This is a genomic window from Symbiopectobacterium purcellii (assembly GCF_019797845.1).
GTDB lineage: Bacteria > Pseudomonadota > Gammaproteobacteria > Enterobacterales > Enterobacteriaceae > Symbiopectobacterium > Symbiopectobacterium purcellii.
The window spans coordinates 4,230,066-4,245,403 of the sequence record NZ_CP081864.1 but is presented as its reverse complement, the minus strand read 5'-3'; the positions used below and the strand labels follow the sequence as shown (position 1 = coordinate 4,245,403).

Here is a 15,338-nt window from a genome sequence, read left to right as displayed (position 1 = left end):
AGTGCCAACAAAAAACAATCCGCTGGCAACGGCACATACCTTAAAGGATGATATTTACGGGCTGGCGCTGGGCGTGATGTTTATTGCCGTCGGCCTGAACCTGCTTAAATTTTCTGGCATGGTGACTGGCGGTATTGCCGGCATCGCACTGCTCATCTCTTACTATCTGCCGCTCTCTATCGGGTTGCTGTTCACTCTGGTCAACATCCCGTTTCTGGTGTTTTGCTATTTCAGCATGGGGCGGGCTTTCACGATAAAAACGCTGATTGTCAGTATCACACTGGGGCTAGCGACCCAGGCGGTACCGATGTTAATCACCATCAGCTATCTGCATCCGCTGTTCGCCGCCTTGGTGGGCGGCACCTTTATTGGCATGGGGATCCTTTCCCTCGCGCGCCATAATGCGTCTGTTGGCGGCACGGGGGGGGTGACGCTGTGGCTGTATCGTCGCTTTGGCATCAACGCAGGTAAAAGCCAGATGGCGTTGGATGCGCTGGTGTTTCTTCTCTCTCTGATCAAAATGCCGTTGCTGCTATTGCTGTGGTCTGCGCTCAGTGCGCTAGCCATGAATGCCATGCTGATGAACTGGCACAAACCGGGGCGTTATCAAGGCGGTGACGCCTGATGTCCAACGAGTACGCTATCCCATAGCGTTTCGGCCCCTGTCGCCAGCCGTGCTGCTGGACGATAGAGCCGGATATCCAGTGGGATCGTCCACTTCTCTTCGTGGTGGGTAGCCCGGCAAATGGTGCCGTTTTTTTCACTTTCAGCGGCCAGCGCGTGCGGCAGCCAGGCCACGCCTTCACCCGCTTTCACCAGCGCCAGCAACGTGGCGGCCAAATCGGACGTGAATACCGTCTCCATGTTGCGCGTCAGGCGGTGCAGTGACGCGGTATTGCTGATAATGCGCCCCAATCCAGAATCCTCGCTGTAAGCGAGAAACGGAAACCCTTGCTGAGCGTCAACAAACCACTTGGCGCTATGGGGGCCCGTGGCGGGAATGCTATAGGGAATCAGCCGATCCTGGCCGAGCGAAATGCTCATAAACTTCTGCGTTGGTAGGTGTAATTGCATATGCGGGTGGTGGTGGCACAGCAGAAATTGTGCACCTCCCTGTGTCAGCATGCGTTCACAGGCGTGCAGGGTGGCGGATACCAACTGAAAAGCGCTATCACGCGAGATATCGCTGTTGTTTCTCAGCCAATCGGGAATAAAGGTGAACGAGAGAGCATGGGTGGCGCACATAATGACCTCAGGGGCGCGCTGTTCTACGCTGTCGCGCGTTTCGCTGCGCAGGGCATAGAGTGCCCGAATCAGATCCGGTGCCTGATGAAAAAAGACCTCTCCCGCCTGCGTTAGCCGCGCGCCGCGACGATTTCGTTCAAACAGCGCCACGCCGACCCAGGCTTCCAGAGCCTGAATACGCCGACTGAATGCGGGCTGTGTCACATAACGCGCAGCCGCCGCTTTTGAAAAGTTGAGCGATTCGGCCAGCGCTATCCCGTCTTCCAACCACGCTAGCTCTAAGTGATGCCGATTTGGCATTACAGCGCTCCTTTTTCGCATTGGTTATCCGTCAAACATTGCCTTTACTATAGACGCCATGGCGTGCTTTAGGGCATTGCTCTCGCAGAATATGACATTTTTCACGTTAAGCAAACGGCATCACAGCGCATGTAACAAAGGCAGGTTTTTGCCGCTGGCTTAGCGACCATCAGGAGATTCGGCTATGCGTATTATCGATGTGTGTGAAGTCACCAAACCCATCGCTTCCCCGATCAGAAATGCCTACATCGATTTTTCGCACATGACGACCAGCCTGGTCGCCGTGGTGACCGATGTGGTGCGTGATGGTCGACGGGTTGTCGGGTATGGGTTTAACTCCAACGGGCGCTATGGGCAGGGCGGTTTGATTCGTGAGCGCTTTCGTCCGCGTATTCTGGACGCTGACCCGGAAACGCTGCTTAATGCGCGTGGTGATAATCTCGATCCCGATCGGGTATGGAACACCATGATGAAAAATGAAAAGCCGGGTGGGCACGGTGAACGCTCGGTCGCGGTAGGAACGCTGGACATGGCGATTTGGGATGCGACCGCCAAAATTGCCGGTATGCCGCTGTTTCATCTGCTGGCGGATAACAACGGTGTGCGCGCCAATCCGCGCGTGTTCGTATACGCCGCGGGGGGGGTACTACTATCCGGGCAAAGCGCTGGATGCGTTGAAGCAGGAGATGCGCGGCTATTTGCGTCGTGGTTACACGGTGGTGAAAATGAAGATTGGCGGTGCGTCGATAGAGGAAGACCGTCGGCGTATTGAAGCCGTGCTCGAAGAGATTGGCAGCGAGGCTCAGCTTGCCGTGGATGCCAATGGGCGTTTCTCCTTGGAAACTGGCATCGCTTACGCCAAGATGCTGCGCGATTACCCGCTGTTTTGGTATGAAGAGGTGGGCGATCCGCTGGATTATGCTCTGCAGGCGGCGTTGAGTGAATTCTATCCAGGGCCGATGGCTACGGGAGAAAATCTGTTCTCGCATCAGGATGCGCGTAATCTGCTGCGCTATGGCGGTATGCGCCCGGACAGAGATTACCTGCAATTTGATTGCGCGCTGTCCTACGGTTTGTGCGAATACCTGCGTACGCTCGAGGTGCTGGAGCAGTTTGGCTGGTCACCTGCGCGCTGCATTCCACACGGTGGGCATCAAATGTCACTGAACATCGCCGCCGGGTTGGGATTGGGCGGTAATGAAAGCTATCCGGATCTGTTCCAGCCTTACGGCGGATTCCCCGATGCTGTTCGGGTGGAGCAAGGGCATATTGTGATGCCAGAATTGCCGGGTATTGGCTTTGAAGGCAAAAGCGATTTGATTGTTGAAATGCGCGCGCTGGCGGAATAATCGGTGGGGTAAGGCTGGCGTGTCGTGCCAGCCTGAAACGATCAGAAACAGGCCAGATAGTTTTCCAACAGCTTTTTCAACTGAACCTGCAAGGTGGCGGCCTTCTCTGCATGCCAGGCAAAGGGCGCTTGCTCTTCCATGTAGTTACACTGTGCCAGTTCCAACTGCACGGCATGTTGCTGTAGCGCGGGTTGCCCGTAGGCGCGAGTGATGTAGCCGCCCTTGAAACGCCCGTTAATCACCCAGCTGTATTGATCCTGAGTTTCACAGCATGTACGTATTGCCGCTTCTGCCTCGCGGGAACAGCTTTCGCCTCCATTGGTGCCGATGTTCAAATCGGGCAGCTTGCCGTCAAACAGGCGCGGAATGTGTGACGCGATGGAGTGAGCATCGAACAGTAGCGCATAGCCGTAACGTGCGGTGAGGCGATCGAGTTCTTGCTGGATTTGCTGGTGATAGGGCTGCCAAATATGTTGCAGGTAGCCGTTACGTTGCTCAGGCGTCGGTGCTTTACCTGCAACAAAGGTCGGCGTGCCGTCAAACAAGGTGCTGGGAAACAGTCCTGTGGTGGCGCTGGCGTAAAGTGGTGTATCGTCGGCGGGGCGGTTGAGATCGACCACCATGCGCGAATAGTGGCCCACCAGTATGCTGGCCCCCATCTCGCGGACAAAATCATAAAGCTGTGGAATGTGCCAATCGGTATCTGGCTGAGGGCGCGCGGCGTCACTCAGCCCGTCTTCGACTTCGGGCGTAAGCTGGGTTCCCGCGTGGGGAATACTGACCAACAACGGCAGCGTGCCGCTTTGAAAATCAAACGGTTCCATGACGAACACTCCCTCGATAAACGGTGGTACAGGGCAACTGCCCACCCAGCCAATAGGTTAATTCTGCCGGACGGGCTATCGGCCAGTGTACAAAATCGGCTACTTTGCCCACCTCCAGCGATCCGTGGCTTGCTTGCTGCCCCAGCGCTTTCGCCGCGTGGTAGGTGACACCGGCCAGTGCTTCTTCCGGTGTGAGTCGAAACAGGGTGCACGCCATATTGAGCATCAGACGCAGAGAAAGGGCCGGTGAGGTGCCTGGATTGGCATCGCTGGCGATAGCCATGGGCACGCCGTACTGGCGCAGCAGTTCCACCGGTGGTCGCTGCGTTTCGCGCGGCAGGTAAAAAGCCCCCGGTAGCAGCACGGCGACGGTGCCGCTGGCTGCCATGGCCTGTACGTCCTCTTCCGTCAGGTATTCCAGATGATCGGCAGAGAGCGCATGGTAGCGCGCCGCCAAGGCGCTGCCACCCAGTGCGGAGAGCTGCTCTGCATGCAGTTTTACCGGCAGCCCTAGCTGCGTGGCGGTGTTAAACAGCGTTTTAACCTGTGCCGGTGAAAACGCCAGGTGTTCGCAGAACGCGTCAACGGCATCGGCCAACTGCTCTCGTGCGACCTGCGGCAGCAACTGGTCGCTGAGTGTGGTAATCCAGGCATCCGCGCGCCCTGCGTATTCCGGTGGAACGGCATGGGCCGCCAGACAAGTAGCAACCACCTGCGCAGGCACCTGTGCGGCAAGCTGGCGTATGGCGCGGAGCATTTTCACTTCGCTGTCGATATCCAGCCCATAGCCGGATTTGATCTCGACGGTGGTGACGCCTTCGGCTAACAGCAAGGCTAATCGTTGTCGCGCGCTTTCAACCAACTGCTGTTCCGTTGCGGCACGCGTGGCACGCACGGTGGAGAGAATGCCGCCGCCGTTGGCGGCGATGTCGGCATAGCTTACGCCATTCAGACGCTGTTCGAATTCGTCACTGCGATCGCCACCGAACATCAGGTGAGTGTGGCAATCAATAAAGCCGGGCGTGATGATACCGCCGTCGAAGTGGGTGGTGGTATCGGCGTTGTAGGCCGGTAGCTGCGCTTGCGGCCCAGCCCAGGCTATCTTGCCCTCTGCTACGGCCAGCGCGCCATCATGAATGATCTGGTAGCGTCCATCGCGCAGGGTGACGAGGTCTGCGCCAAGCCACAGGCTGTCGCAGGATAATCGTTGAGTCATGATGTCACTCTTCTTGTATATACAACCAAAGACAAGCTAACCTACCCGCACCGGAACGACAAGGGGCGCAAGATAGCATTTTCTTATTGTGACCATAATAATTCACTATAGTCGTTGGCCGGTGAGCTGGTGTATGTATAGGTATAGACAACCAGTAATACAACTCAAACCACAACCGTAAAGGATCAACCATGCCGAGCTTCTTCGCTTCGCGCGCCCTGTTGCCGCAGGGATGGGCGCGCGATGTCCGCATTGCCGTTTCCGCTGAGGGCGTGATTACTGACGTCGAGCAAAACGCCACGTCAGAAGAAACGCAGTCTTTGCCGGGTATTGTGCTGCCTGCGATGGCGAACCTGCATTCACATGCTTTTCAGCGCGCGATGGCGGGGCTGGCAGAAGTGGCAGGCGATCCGCAAGACAGCTTCTGGACCTGGCGCGATCTGATGTATCGGCTGGTAGGCCATCTGACGCCGGAGCAGGTCGGTGCCATCGCCAGCCGACTCTATATCGAGATGTTGAAAGGGGGCTATACCCAGGTTGCTGAGTTTCACTACCTGCATCACGACCCGGCCGGGCAGCCTTACGCGCAGGATGACATGCTGCTGCAACTGATCACGGCGGCAGAGCGCGCAGGCATCGGCCAAACGCTGCTGCCGGTGCTCTACAGCTACGCCGGTTTTGGCGCCCAGCCTGCGCTGCCGGGGCAACGACGTTTCATCCAGCATACCGAACACTATGTAGCCCAGCAGCAGCGATTGGCAACGCTGTTACGGGATAGGCCGTTGCATACGGCAGGGATTTGTTTTCACTCGCTGCGTGCCGTCAGTGAAAGCCAAATCAACGACGTGCTGGCAGCCATGCCCACAACGTTGCCGGTGCACATTCACATTGCCGAGCAGATGAAAGAGGTGGAAGACTGCCTGGCGTGGAGCGGCGAACGGCCCGTGAACTGGCTGTTCGATCGCTTCGCCGTGGATGAGCGCTGGACGTTGATTCATGCCACTCATCTGGATGAACGCGAGCTACAGCGCGTAGCAGCCAGCGGAGCCATTGCGGGACTGTGTCCGACCACGGAAGCCAACCTTGGCGATGGCATCTTTGCGCTGGACCAGTATGTCGCACTGGGCGGTCGTTGGGGCATCGGTTCAGACAGCCACGTCTCATTGAACCTGTTGGAAGAGTTGCGCTGGTTGGAATATGCGCAACGCTTGCGTGACAGACGGCGCAACCGGGTAGTGACGCCTGACCAACCTGCGGTCGGTGATGTGCTTTATCGGCAGGCGCTGGCGGGCGGCGCGGCAGCCTGTGGGGTTGCCATCGGCGCGCTGGCTCCGGGTTATCGCGCCGATTGGCTGGTGCTGGAGGATAATGCCTGGTTGCACGGCCTGCCGGACCGCGCGCTGCTCAACCGCTGGCTGTTTGCCGGTGAGCGCCAGCAGATTCGCGATGTGTGGGTTGCCGGGAAACAGGTGATTTATCAGGGACAGCATGCGCTGGATGATGAATCTGACCGCCAGTTCGCCCTGGTCATGGATGTGTTGGGGAGGCTCTAATGCCATTTTTTGATGTAAATACCTTACCGGTCAGCCGTTGGCGTAATGGCGGCGGAGAAACACGGGAAATCATCAGCGTGGCTGCGGTGGGCGGGGAAGGGTTTGCCTGGCGTGCCAGCATTGCCACCATTGCCCAGGCCGGTGATTTTTCTGCCTTTCCGGGCGTTGATCGCATTATTACCTTGCTGGAAGGCGCCGGTGTTTCTCTGATTTTCCCGGGGTTTTCGCACCGTTTGCGGCGCGGCGAGCCGCTGTTTTTTGCCGGTGAAACGCCGCTTTCTGCCACGCCGGTCGTGACGCATGGCGAGGATACTGACAACCGGGACTTTAATATCATGACCCGGCGCGACAGCCATTATGCCACCGTGATGGCGGTGCGTGACGCGATGCAACTGGGCGCGCAGGAAGCGGGCGTGCTCTATGTGATGGACGGTTGCTGGCGCATTGGTGAGGAAACCTGTCAGACGGGGCAGGGCGTGTGGTGTACGAGTCAACAGCCTGAACGCCACCTCACGCCACTGACCAAGGATGCCTGGTTGCTCTACACCGCGGTATTTCGCCGCGAGAGCAACCCCTTACAGCCATCAGCCGTGGGTCTTGAAACGGCCCAGCAGGCGATAGCATGAACCGGGATAGATAAGACGAGCGACGGTAACAATGCGCGCGTCGTGCCAGGTGCGGCGGCGGATCATCAGGCACGGCTCCTGCGGGTCTAGTGCCAATACCTGACGCTGGTGATCGTCTGGAATAAAAGCTTCCACGATATGTTCACCGGCGGTGAGTGGCGCCACCTGACTGAGATAGGTGTAAGGCGTGCGGCAGGTGAAATCCTGTTGCAGATAGTCCGGCGCTTCCACGGGATTGACGTAGCGATCTTCCAGTTGGACCGGGAGATCGTTTTCGTAATGGACGATCTGCGAGTGGAACAGCGTTTGCCCCGGGGAGATATCAAACTGTTCCGCCAGTTCACTTTCCGCTTTCAGACTTTGCAGCGCTAGCACGCGGCTGCTGTGGCGATGTCCACGTTCGGCAATCTCTTCGGCGATATTGCGCACTTCGAGCATGGCCGCGTAGGCCTTGATCTCCGCGACAAACGTACCGACGCCTTGCATTCGCAGCAAAAAGCCTTCACTGGTCAGCTCACGCAGCGCGCGGTTAATCGTCATACGGCTAACGCCGAGCTCGTTGACCAACTCGCTCTCTGACGGAATACGCTGGTGCGGCTGCCAGGCACCCGTACGAATCTGGCTGATAATCGCCTGCTTGACCCGTTGATAGATGGGGGCGGGTATATCGCTCATGGCGCCTGCAAGTTGCGATGCGCGCTGCTGTGTCACCACGGTGTTCTCCTTGACCCTACGCTTTTGTGCAGTGTAGCGAATTTTATGCGCGTATGTATATATATAGACAATAGTGCAAAGACGGTGCCGTGCTGCTGACAACCCGTTGAGGAGGATGGCAGGTGTGTTGTTGCGTGCTGGCTTGTGAATGACGAATCATCATGGTGCGCCAAACGGGAGCAATGCACTATTCTGGAACCTGCTTTCCTGCCTGGTCTTTTCACACGATTCCCGCCAATAAAGGGCTATACGCCAGTTCTGTGGCATTGGCACATTGCTTGCTTAAGTTGTCTATACAAGCTTATACCCATTTAGGGTACAGACAATAACGTTGGCACAGTTTGCCGCATGGGTAATGACTTCTCTCACAGGAGCGGAACGAATGAACAAAGCACGAGGTAACATGGGCTGGAAAGCGACCCTGATGGCGCTTTGCATGGTATCGGCAGGCGTGGCGCAGGCGGCAGATACGCCGGTAGCGATCGGTATTTCTGGCTGGACCGGCTTTGCGCCGCTGACGCTGGCTGATAAAGCCGGCATCTTCAAGAAGCATGGGCTGGATGTGTCGATCAAAATGATCCCACAAAAAGATCGCCATCTGGCCGTGGCCTCTGGAGCGATTCAATGTGCTGCCACCACGGTAGAAACCTATGTCGCCTGGAACGCCAACGGTGTGCCGATTAAGCAGATTGTGCAGTTGGATAAATCCTACGGCGCTGACGGTCTGGCGGTGCGTGGCCCGATCAGTGATATCAAATCGTTGAAAGGGAAAACTATTGGTGTCGATGCGCCAGGGACCTCCCCCTACTTTGCGCTGGCGTGGATCCTGGATAAAAACGGCATGACGCTTAAAGACGTGAAGACGGCAACGCTCTCGCCACAGGCTGCCGCACAGGCGCTGCTTGCCGGGCAAAACGATGCTGCCATGACTTATGAACCCTATCTCTCCAGCGTGCGCGACAAACCTGAAAGCGGCAAGATCATTGCCACCACGCTCGATTACCCGATGGTAATGGACACGCTTGGCTGTACGCCGGATTTTCTCGCGAAAAATCCGCAGGCCGCCAAAGCATTGGTAGAAAGCTATTTTGATGCGCTGGAAATGATCAAGGCCGAGCCGGAAAAATCTTACGAAATCATGGGCGCAGCGGTGAAATCAAGCGGGGCGGATTTTGCTAAATCAGCCAACTATCTGCGCTGGCAGGACAGAGAACAGAACCGCAAATTCTTCAGCGGTGAAATCGAAACCTTCAGCAATGAAGCGGCCAAACTGCTGCTGGAAATGGGCGTGATTCGCAAGATCCCGGATATCAGCACCCTGTATGACGCCAGCTACGTGAAATAAGGATATTGGCATGATGAGTGATTCTCGCGCGACTGACAAACTGCCTTTGCCGCCTGCGGCGTTACCTGACGCTGCACCGCGCTGGCACAATCCGTTGATGGTGCCGCTGCGGCCTGTTGCCGTGCGGTTGCGCGTGGCACTTGGGGTCGCCTTTTTTGTCCTGTTTTTTGCCCTGTGGGGAATGGTGACGTTCAGCGGTTCGGTATCACCGACCTTTTTGGCCGATCCGCTGACCATGCTGCGTGAAGGGGCGATCCTCTTCACCCAGTATAACTTCTCTGAGGATATCGCTATGACGGTGATGCGCGTGCTGGCAGGGTTCCTGCTGGCTGCAATCATCGGCGTCCCCCTCGGCATTCTGATGGGCGCGTACAAACTGTGCGAGGCGTTTTTTGAACCCTTTGTGTCGTTTTGCCGCTATTTACCGGCATCGGCGTTTATTCCGCTGTTGATTCTGTGGGCGGGCATCGGTGAGATGCAGAAGATTCTGGTGATCTTTATTGGTTCTTTCTTTCAAATCGTGTTGATGGTGGCGGTAGCGGTAGGCGCTGCGCGTCGCGATTTGGTGGAAGCGGCCTACACGCTGGGATGCAGCAACGGCAGCGTGGTGCGGCGCGTGCTGATCCCTGGGGCGGCATCGGAAATCGCCGAACTGTTACGGTTGGTGCTCGGGTGGGCGTGGACTTACGTGATTGTTGCTGAACTGATTGGCTCGTCGAGCGGTATCGGGCACATGATTGTCGACAGTCAGGCGCTGCTGAATACCGGACAGATCATCTTCGGCATTATCGTCATCGGGGTGATTGGCCTGCTGTCAGATTTTCTGTTTAAGGCGATGAATCGACGCCTGTTTTCCTGGAGCTTATTGTAATGTCCTACAGCAAATTAGCGGTACGCCAGGTCGAGCGCATCTTTACCGGCCCGCGCGGCGAACAGACTCAGGCGCTGTTGCCTGTCGATTATCAGGTACAGGAAAACGACTTCATCACCATTCTCGGGCCGTCCGGGTGTGGCAAATCTACCTTGTTGCGCATCATCGCCGGGTTGGATTCGCCCACCAGCGGTGAAGTGTGGCTTGATGGCGCGCTGGTGGAAGGACCGGGCGCCGATCGCGGTATGGTGTTTCAAAGCTATACGCTGTTCCCCTGGCTGACGGTGGCGCAGAACATCTGTTTTGGTTTGCAGGAGCGCGGCATCAGCAAGGCACAGCAGCAGGAGCGTTGTGACTACTACATTCATCAGGTTGGTTTGAAAGGCTTTGAGCATCACTATCCGCGTCAGCTTTCTGGCGGCATGCAGCAACGCACTGCGATTGCACGCGCATTGGCAAACGATCCCAAAGTGCTGTTGATGGATGAACCTTTTGGCGCGCTGGATAACCAGACGCGCGTCATGATGCAGGAACTTTTACTTTCGGTGTGGGAAGCGTCACGAAAGACGGTGATGTTTGTCACGCACGATATTGATGAAGCTATCTTTATGGGTAACCGAGTAGCGATTTTTAGTGCTCGCCCGGGACGCATCAAAACCGAAGTGGCGGTTGCCTTTGACGGGCATCGTGATTACACCCTGAAAACCTCGCCGGAATTTATGGCGCTCAAGGCCAGGGTGACCGAAGAGATTCGCGCCGAAACGCTCCAGGCGTTGGCGCATTAGTCAGGCACACAGACCAGAACAAGACATAAAAACGCCTATGGCGTTTTTACTTCAGTTTAACTTGTATATACAGGAATAGATTATGACAACAACACCCCTGTCGATTTGCCTCACTCCCGGCGCGGTCGATCTGGCGACGCTGCGGGCGATTTATCACGGTGGCGTCACACTGACGCTCGCCGAAGAGGCCTGGGCTGACGTGGATGCCGCGTGCCAGCAGGTGGCGGATATCGTGCGGCAGAATCGGGTGGTCTATGGCATCAATACCAGGTTTGGCAAGTTGGTCAGCACCTCCATTCCTGCCGAGCGTCTGGCGGAGTTGCAACGCAATCTGGTGCTGTCGCACAGCGTCGGCGTAGGTGAACTGCTGCCCGACAATGTGCTGCGTTTGGTGATGGCAACCAAAGTGGTGAGTCTGGCGCGGGGCCATTCCGGCGTGCGCCGTCTGGTGATTGAAACCTTGCTGGCGTTGTTCAATGCGGGCGTCATGCCGTGCGTTCCGGAAAAAGGATCGGTAGGGGCGTCGGGTGATTTGGCACCGTTGGCCCATATGTCGCTGATGCTGCTGGGGGAAGGGCAGGTCAAAATCAATGGCGCTCTGCTGCCAGCACGAGAAGGGCTGGCGCTGGCTGGCGTCGAGCCGCTGGTGTTGGGGCCGAAAGAGGGGTTGGCGCTGCTTAATGGCACGCAGGTTTCCACTTCGCTTGCCCTGCGCGGCCTGTTTGGTGCAGAGCAAGTGCTGGGGGCAGGTCTGGTCGCTGGTGCGCTTTCGCTGGAGGCCATTCGCGGTTCGGCCAAACCGTTCGATGCATGTATCCACAAAGCGCGCGGCCAGCGAGGTCAGATCGCGGTGGCTGAGGCGATGGATGCGCTGCTCAAAGGCAGCGGCATCATGGATTCACATATTCATTGTGGCCGGGTGCAGGATCCTTATTCCATCCGCTGCATTCCGCAAGTGATGGGGGCCTGTCTGGATAACCTGACCCATGCGGCGCGCATTCTGCAAATTGAAGCTAACGCTGCGTCAGATAACCCACTGGTGTTTACCGACAACGGTGATGTGATTTCGGGCGGTAACTTTCATGCTGAACCGGTGGCATTTGCCGCTGACATTATCGCTCTTGCTGTCGCGGAAATTGGCGCAATTTCTGAACGCCGTTTGGCGCTGCTGCTCGATACCGGTCTGTCGGCATTGCCGCCTTTCCTGGTGGCCGATGGCGGCGTGAATTCTGGCTTTATGATAGCCCAAGTGACCGCCGCCGCCTTGGCATCGGAAAACAAATCGCTGGCGCATCCCGGCAGCGTTGACAGCTTGCCTACCTCTGCCAATCAGGAAGACCACGTCTCCATGGCCACTTACGCGGCCCGTCGTCTAGGCGCAATGTGTGACAACACTGCTGCCGTGGTGGGTATCGAAGCGATGGCGGCTGCACAGGGCATCGAATTCCACCGCCCGTTGCGCAGTTCTGCTTTGCTGGAACAAGAGTTAACCCGCATTCGTCAGGCGGTACTTTTCCTCGATAAAGACCGCTATCTGGCGCCGGATATCGCTGCCATGTGTCGTTGGGCAAGCCAGGCCGAATGGCCGGAACAGGTGGCCGCGTTGCTGCCCACTTATGCTCAATAACCCGACAGGCTACGGACATTAACCGAATATCAAAGGAACAGCATTATGACCTTATCTGTGGAACAGGCGGGTGCGCGTGAAGTGAGAGCACCCCACGGCAGTGAACTGCATTGTGAAAACTGGCTGATCGAAGCGGCGTACCGCATGATCCAGAATAACCTGGATCCAGACGTTGCCGAACGGCCCGAAGATCTGGTGGTGTACGGTGGAATTGGCAAAGCGGCACGCAACTGGGCCTGTTTTGACGCGATACTCGCCTCTCTGCGCGCCCTCAAAGGGGATGAAACGCTGTTGGTGCAGTCTGGTAAACCGGTGGGCGTTTTCCGTACCCATGAAAACGCGCCGCGCGTGCTGATCGCCAACTCGAATCTGGTGCCGCACTGGGCCAACTGGGATCACTTCAATAAGCTAGACCGTGATGGATTGATGATGTACGGCCAGATGACGGCGGGTTCATGGATCTACATCGGTGCGCAGGGCATTGTGCAGGGAACCTACGAAACCTTTGCTGAAGCAGGGCAGCAGCACTACAACGGCGATTTGCGCGGGCGGTGGATCCTGACCGCTGGCTTGGGCGGCATGGGGGGCGCGCAGCCGTTGGCCGGCGTGCTGGCCGGTGCCAGCGTGCTGGCGATCGAGTGCCAGGAGTCACGCATTGATTTTCGCCTGCGTACACGTTATCTCGATTACAAAGCCACCGATCTGGATGAAGCGCTGGCAATGATCGATGAGGCGTGCAAAGCGGGACGCGCCATTTCTGTGGGCCTGTTGGGTAACGCGGCGGACGTGGTGCCAGAACTGGTGAAACGCGCCAAGGCCGGAGGGATGCGCCCGGATATCGTGACCGATCAAACCTCGGCGCACGATCCGATTAACGGTTATCTGCCGCAAGGATGGGACGTGGCGCACTGGACAGCGATGCGCACTCGCGATCCGAAAGCGGTAGAAAAGGCGGCCAAAGCCTCGATGGCGGTGCATGTGCAGGCGATGCTGGAATTCCACCATATGGGTATCCCTACGGTGGATTATGGCAACAATATCCGCCAGATGGCACTGGAAGAGGGGGTGGCTAACGCGTTCGATTTCCCCGGTTTTGTGCCTGCCTATATTCGCCCATTATTCTGTCAGGGCAAAGGCCCATTCCGCTGGGTGGCGCTGTCAGGCGATCCGGAGGATATCGCGCGTACCGATGCCAAGCTCAAAGCGCTGTTTCCCGAGAACACGTCGTTACTCCGCTGGCTGGATATGGCGCAAGAGCGCATCGCCTTCCAGGGATTACCCGCACGCATTTGCTGGTTGGGATTGGGAGAGCGCCATCTGGCAGGGTTGGCTTTCAATGAGATGGTACGCAATGGCGAGTTGAAAGCGCCGATTGTGATTGGTCGCGATCATCTGGACTGCGGATCAGTTGCCTCACCCAATCGGGAAACCGAAGCGATGCGCGATGGCTCGGACGCGGTATCCGACTGGCCGTTGCTCAATGCGCTGTTAAACACGGCGGGTGGCGCAACCTGGGTCAGTCTGCATCACGGCGGCGGCGTGGGTATGGGCTTCTCACAGCATGCGGGCACGGTGATCGTGTGTGACGGCAGCGAACAGGCCGATGAACGTCTGGCGCGCGTGCTGTGGAACGACCCGGCAACGGGCGTGATGCGCCATGCGGATGCAGGGTATGAGAGCGCTATCGCGTGCGCTGCGCAGCATGGGTTGAACTTGCCGATGGTGAAGGGCTAACGGAGCGCGCCGCTGAGGTCATCATGAAAGAAACGATTGAACGACTGGCGCGGCGCGAAGCCCGCCAACTGGGACGCTATAACTCAGGATTGTCTGATGATGCGGTGCGCCAGCGCTTTGCTGTGAAGGACATTGCCCGCCTTGCCAGCAATGAAAACCCACTGGGCATGAGTCCGTTGGCCGATGCGGCGTTGTGGGCTGAAGTGACGCGCACGGCCTGTTATCCCGATCCGGCGAGTCTCCAATTGCGCGCGGTCATTGCCGCACGCACCGGGATGACGCCGGAACCGGTGGTGATGGGTAACGGCTCGGAAAATCTGCTTGAAATGCTGTGTCTGGCTTTTCTCAATCCGGGCGATCGGGTTGTTACGCTGCTGCCCTCTTTTGGGCTGCATCACCTGTATCCCAACATGTTAGGGGCTGAGGTGACGCTGGTGCCAGTGAATGTGCAGATGGAGTACGACCTGGATGCCTGGGCGCAGGCGCTGGCACAACCGGCCAAAATGGTGGTGTTCAGTAACCCCTCCAACCCCGTGGGTTGCATGTTGGGGCGTGAGGGATTCGAACGCCTGATTGCCATGACGCCGCCGGACTGCGTGTTGGTGATCGACGAAGCGTATTATGAGTACTGCGCCGCGCACCCTGATTATCCCTATAGCCTCTGCGTATTACGTCAGCAGGCGCGACCGTGGATTGTGTTGCGCACGTTTTCCAAGGCATACGGTCTGGCTGGCTTGCGTGTGGGGTATGGTTTGGCGTGTCATGCCGAGATGGTTGAACTGCTCGACCGCGTGCGTACACCGTTCAATATCAATCGTATGGCGCAGGCTGCGGCACAGGCCGCGCTGTTGGATGTGGCGCACGTGGCACGCAGTGTCACCCATGTCACGCAGCAGCGGGCCTGGCTCAGAGATCAACTGCTCGCCATGGGGTGGGGTGTGGCGCCGTCGCAGACCAATTTCCTGTTTGTGAATGTCGCACAGGATAGCGCGGCGTTGGCTGAGCGTTTATTGCATTTCGGGGTGATTGTGAAGCCCTGGCTGGAAGCCGGATATACCCAATGGCTGCGGATCTCGGTGGGATCTGAGGCCGCCAACCAACAGTGTATTGCGGCGCTGCGTCAGTGTGCGCAGTAATCCCGCTTCGGCC

At 57.5% G+C, this 15,338-nt stretch carries 13 protein-coding genes and 1 pseudogene; 10 read left to right on the top strand and 4 right to left on the bottom strand.

All coding sequences use genetic code 11. From position 1 onward, the window contains the following. The first annotated feature begins 1 nt into the window (after window position 1). A complete protein-coding gene (locus tag K6K13_RS19700) occupies window positions 2-625 on the top strand; it encodes a YitT family protein (RefSeq protein ID WP_252120352.1) in 624 nt (207 codons plus the stop codon). On the opposite strand, the gene K6K13_RS19695 is transcribed toward K6K13_RS19700, so the two are convergent. Then, entirely contained in the window at window positions 607-1,545 is a 939-nt protein-coding gene (locus tag K6K13_RS19695) for a LysR family transcriptional regulator (protein WP_222158492.1), read from the bottom strand. The two genes, K6K13_RS19700 and K6K13_RS19695, sit on opposite strands and share 19 nt — an antisense overlap. A 184-nt stretch (window positions 1,546-1,729) precedes the next feature. On the opposite strand from K6K13_RS19695, the pseudogene K6K13_RS19690 reads away from it, so the two are divergent. Then, window positions 1,730-2,894, top strand: a pseudogene (locus K6K13_RS19690) (mandelate racemase/muconate lactonizing enzyme family protein). A 41-nt stretch (window positions 2,895-2,935) separates the two neighbouring features. Here K6K13_RS19690 and hutG read toward each other — a convergent pair. Both hutG and hutI read right to left on the bottom strand, forming a co-directional pair. Beyond that, complete coding sequence (gene hutG / locus K6K13_RS19685) at window positions 2,936-3,718, bottom strand: N-formylglutamate deformylase (RefSeq protein WP_222158491.1); 783 nt, start codon at window positions 3,716-3,718, stop codon at window positions 2,936-2,938. Next, window positions 3,705-4,934 carry an imidazolonepropionase gene (gene hutI / locus K6K13_RS19680; protein ID WP_222158490.1) on the bottom strand — a complete coding sequence of 410 codons (1,230 nt, stop codon included), beginning with the start codon at window positions 4,932-4,934 and terminating at the stop codon, window positions 3,705-3,707. Before hutI ends, hutG begins: the two co-directional genes overlap by 14 nt. 191 nt (window positions 4,935-5,125) lie before the next feature. Between hutI and K6K13_RS19675 the strand changes: the two genes are divergently transcribed. Together K6K13_RS19675 and K6K13_RS19670 are read left to right on the top strand one after the other, a co-directional pair. Next, on the top strand, window positions 5,126-6,487 hold the full coding sequence (locus K6K13_RS19675) for a formimidoylglutamate deiminase (RefSeq protein WP_222158489.1): 1,362 nt from the start codon (window positions 5,126-5,128) through the stop codon (window positions 6,485-6,487). Next, a complete protein-coding gene (locus tag K6K13_RS19670; protein WP_222158488.1) occupies window positions 6,487-7,113 on the top strand; it encodes a HutD/Ves family protein in 627 nt (208 codons plus the stop codon). Before K6K13_RS19675 ends, K6K13_RS19670 begins: the two co-directional genes overlap by 1 nt. Here K6K13_RS19670 and hutC read toward each other — a convergent pair. Further along, on the bottom strand, window positions 7,072-7,827 hold the full coding sequence (gene hutC / locus K6K13_RS19665; RefSeq protein ID WP_434064586.1) for a histidine utilization transcriptional repressor HutC: 756 nt from the start codon (window positions 7,825-7,827) through the stop codon (window positions 7,072-7,074). The genes K6K13_RS19670 and hutC overlap by 42 nt on opposite strands. Before the next feature lie 403 nt (window positions 7,828-8,230). Here hutC and K6K13_RS19660 point away from each other — a divergent pair, with 403 nt between their 5' ends. The 6 genes from K6K13_RS19660 to hisC all read left to right on the top strand — a co-directional run bounded on the left by K6K13_RS19660 (window position 8,231) and on the right by hisC (window position 15,325). Beyond that, window positions 8,231-9,172, top strand: coding sequence for an ABC transporter substrate-binding protein (locus K6K13_RS19660; RefSeq protein ID WP_434064620.1), 942 nt, complete (start codon window positions 8,231-8,233; stop codon window positions 9,170-9,172). A gap of 97 nt (window positions 9,173-9,269) precedes the next feature. Further along, window positions 9,270-10,043, top strand: coding sequence for an ABC transporter permease (locus tag K6K13_RS19655; protein ID WP_222161187.1), 774 nt, complete (start codon window positions 9,270-9,272; stop codon window positions 10,041-10,043). Further along, on the top strand, window positions 10,043-10,828 hold the full coding sequence (locus K6K13_RS19650) for an ABC transporter ATP-binding protein (protein WP_222158486.1): 786 nt from the start codon (window positions 10,043-10,045) through the stop codon (window positions 10,826-10,828). Before K6K13_RS19655 ends, K6K13_RS19650 begins: the two co-directional genes overlap by 1 nt. Before the next feature lie 82 nt (window positions 10,829-10,910). After that, on the top strand, window positions 10,911-12,455 hold the full coding sequence (hutH, locus tag K6K13_RS19645; RefSeq protein WP_222158485.1) for a histidine ammonia-lyase: 1,545 nt from the start codon (window positions 10,911-10,913) through the stop codon (window positions 12,453-12,455). Window positions 12,456-12,500: 45 nt separating this feature from the next. After that, the gene (hutU, locus tag K6K13_RS19640; protein WP_222158484.1) at window positions 12,501-14,189 is read left to right on the top strand and encodes a urocanate hydratase; all 1,689 of its coding nucleotides are present in this window, start codon (window positions 12,501-12,503) and stop codon (window positions 14,187-14,189) included. Between the two features lie 23 nt (window positions 14,190-14,212). Beyond that, window positions 14,213-15,325: a histidinol-phosphate transaminase gene (gene hisC, locus K6K13_RS19635; protein WP_222158483.1), complete on the top strand. Its 1,113-nt coding sequence runs from the start codon at window positions 14,213-14,215 to the stop codon at window positions 15,323-15,325. Window positions 15,326-15,338 lie beyond the last annotated feature (13 nt).

What these genes read in the sequence shown, in the direction of transcription:
- K6K13_RS19660 (WP_434064620.1), top strand. Translation starts at nt 8,231, where the DNA reads ATGGGCTGGAAAGCGACCCTGATGGCGCTTTGCATGGTATCGGCAGGC.
- hutG (WP_222158491.1), bottom strand. Translation starts at nt 3,718, where the DNA reads ATGGAACCGTTTGATTTTCAAAGCGGCACGCTGCCGTTGTTGGTCAGT.
- K6K13_RS19670 (WP_222158488.1), top strand. Translation starts at nt 6,487, where the DNA reads ATGCCATTTTTTGATGTAAATACCTTACCGGTCAGCCGTTGGCGTAAT.
- K6K13_RS19655 (WP_222161187.1), top strand. Translation starts at nt 9,270, where the DNA reads ATGGTGCCGCTGCGGCCTGTTGCCGTGCGGTTGCGCGTGGCACTTGGG.
- hutI (WP_222158490.1), bottom strand. Translation starts at nt 4,934, where the DNA reads ATGACTCAACGATTATCCTGCGACAGCCTGTGGCTTGGCGCAGACCTC.
- hutU (WP_222158484.1), top strand. Translation starts at nt 12,501, where the DNA reads ATGACCTTATCTGTGGAACAGGCGGGTGCGCGTGAAGTGAGAGCACCC.
- K6K13_RS19675 (WP_222158489.1), top strand. Translation starts at nt 5,126, where the DNA reads ATGCCGAGCTTCTTCGCTTCGCGCGCCCTGTTGCCGCAGGGATGGGCG.
- hutH (WP_222158485.1), top strand. Translation starts at nt 10,911, where the DNA reads ATGACAACAACACCCCTGTCGATTTGCCTCACTCCCGGCGCGGTCGAT.
- K6K13_RS19695 (WP_222158492.1), bottom strand. Translation starts at nt 1,545, where the DNA reads ATGCCAAATCGGCATCACTTAGAGCTAGCGTGGTTGGAAGACGGGATA.
- hisC (WP_222158483.1), top strand. Translation starts at nt 14,213, where the DNA reads ATGAAAGAAACGATTGAACGACTGGCGCGGCGCGAAGCCCGCCAACTG.
- K6K13_RS19650 (WP_222158486.1), top strand. Translation starts at nt 10,043, where the DNA reads ATGTCCTACAGCAAATTAGCGGTACGCCAGGTCGAGCGCATCTTTACC.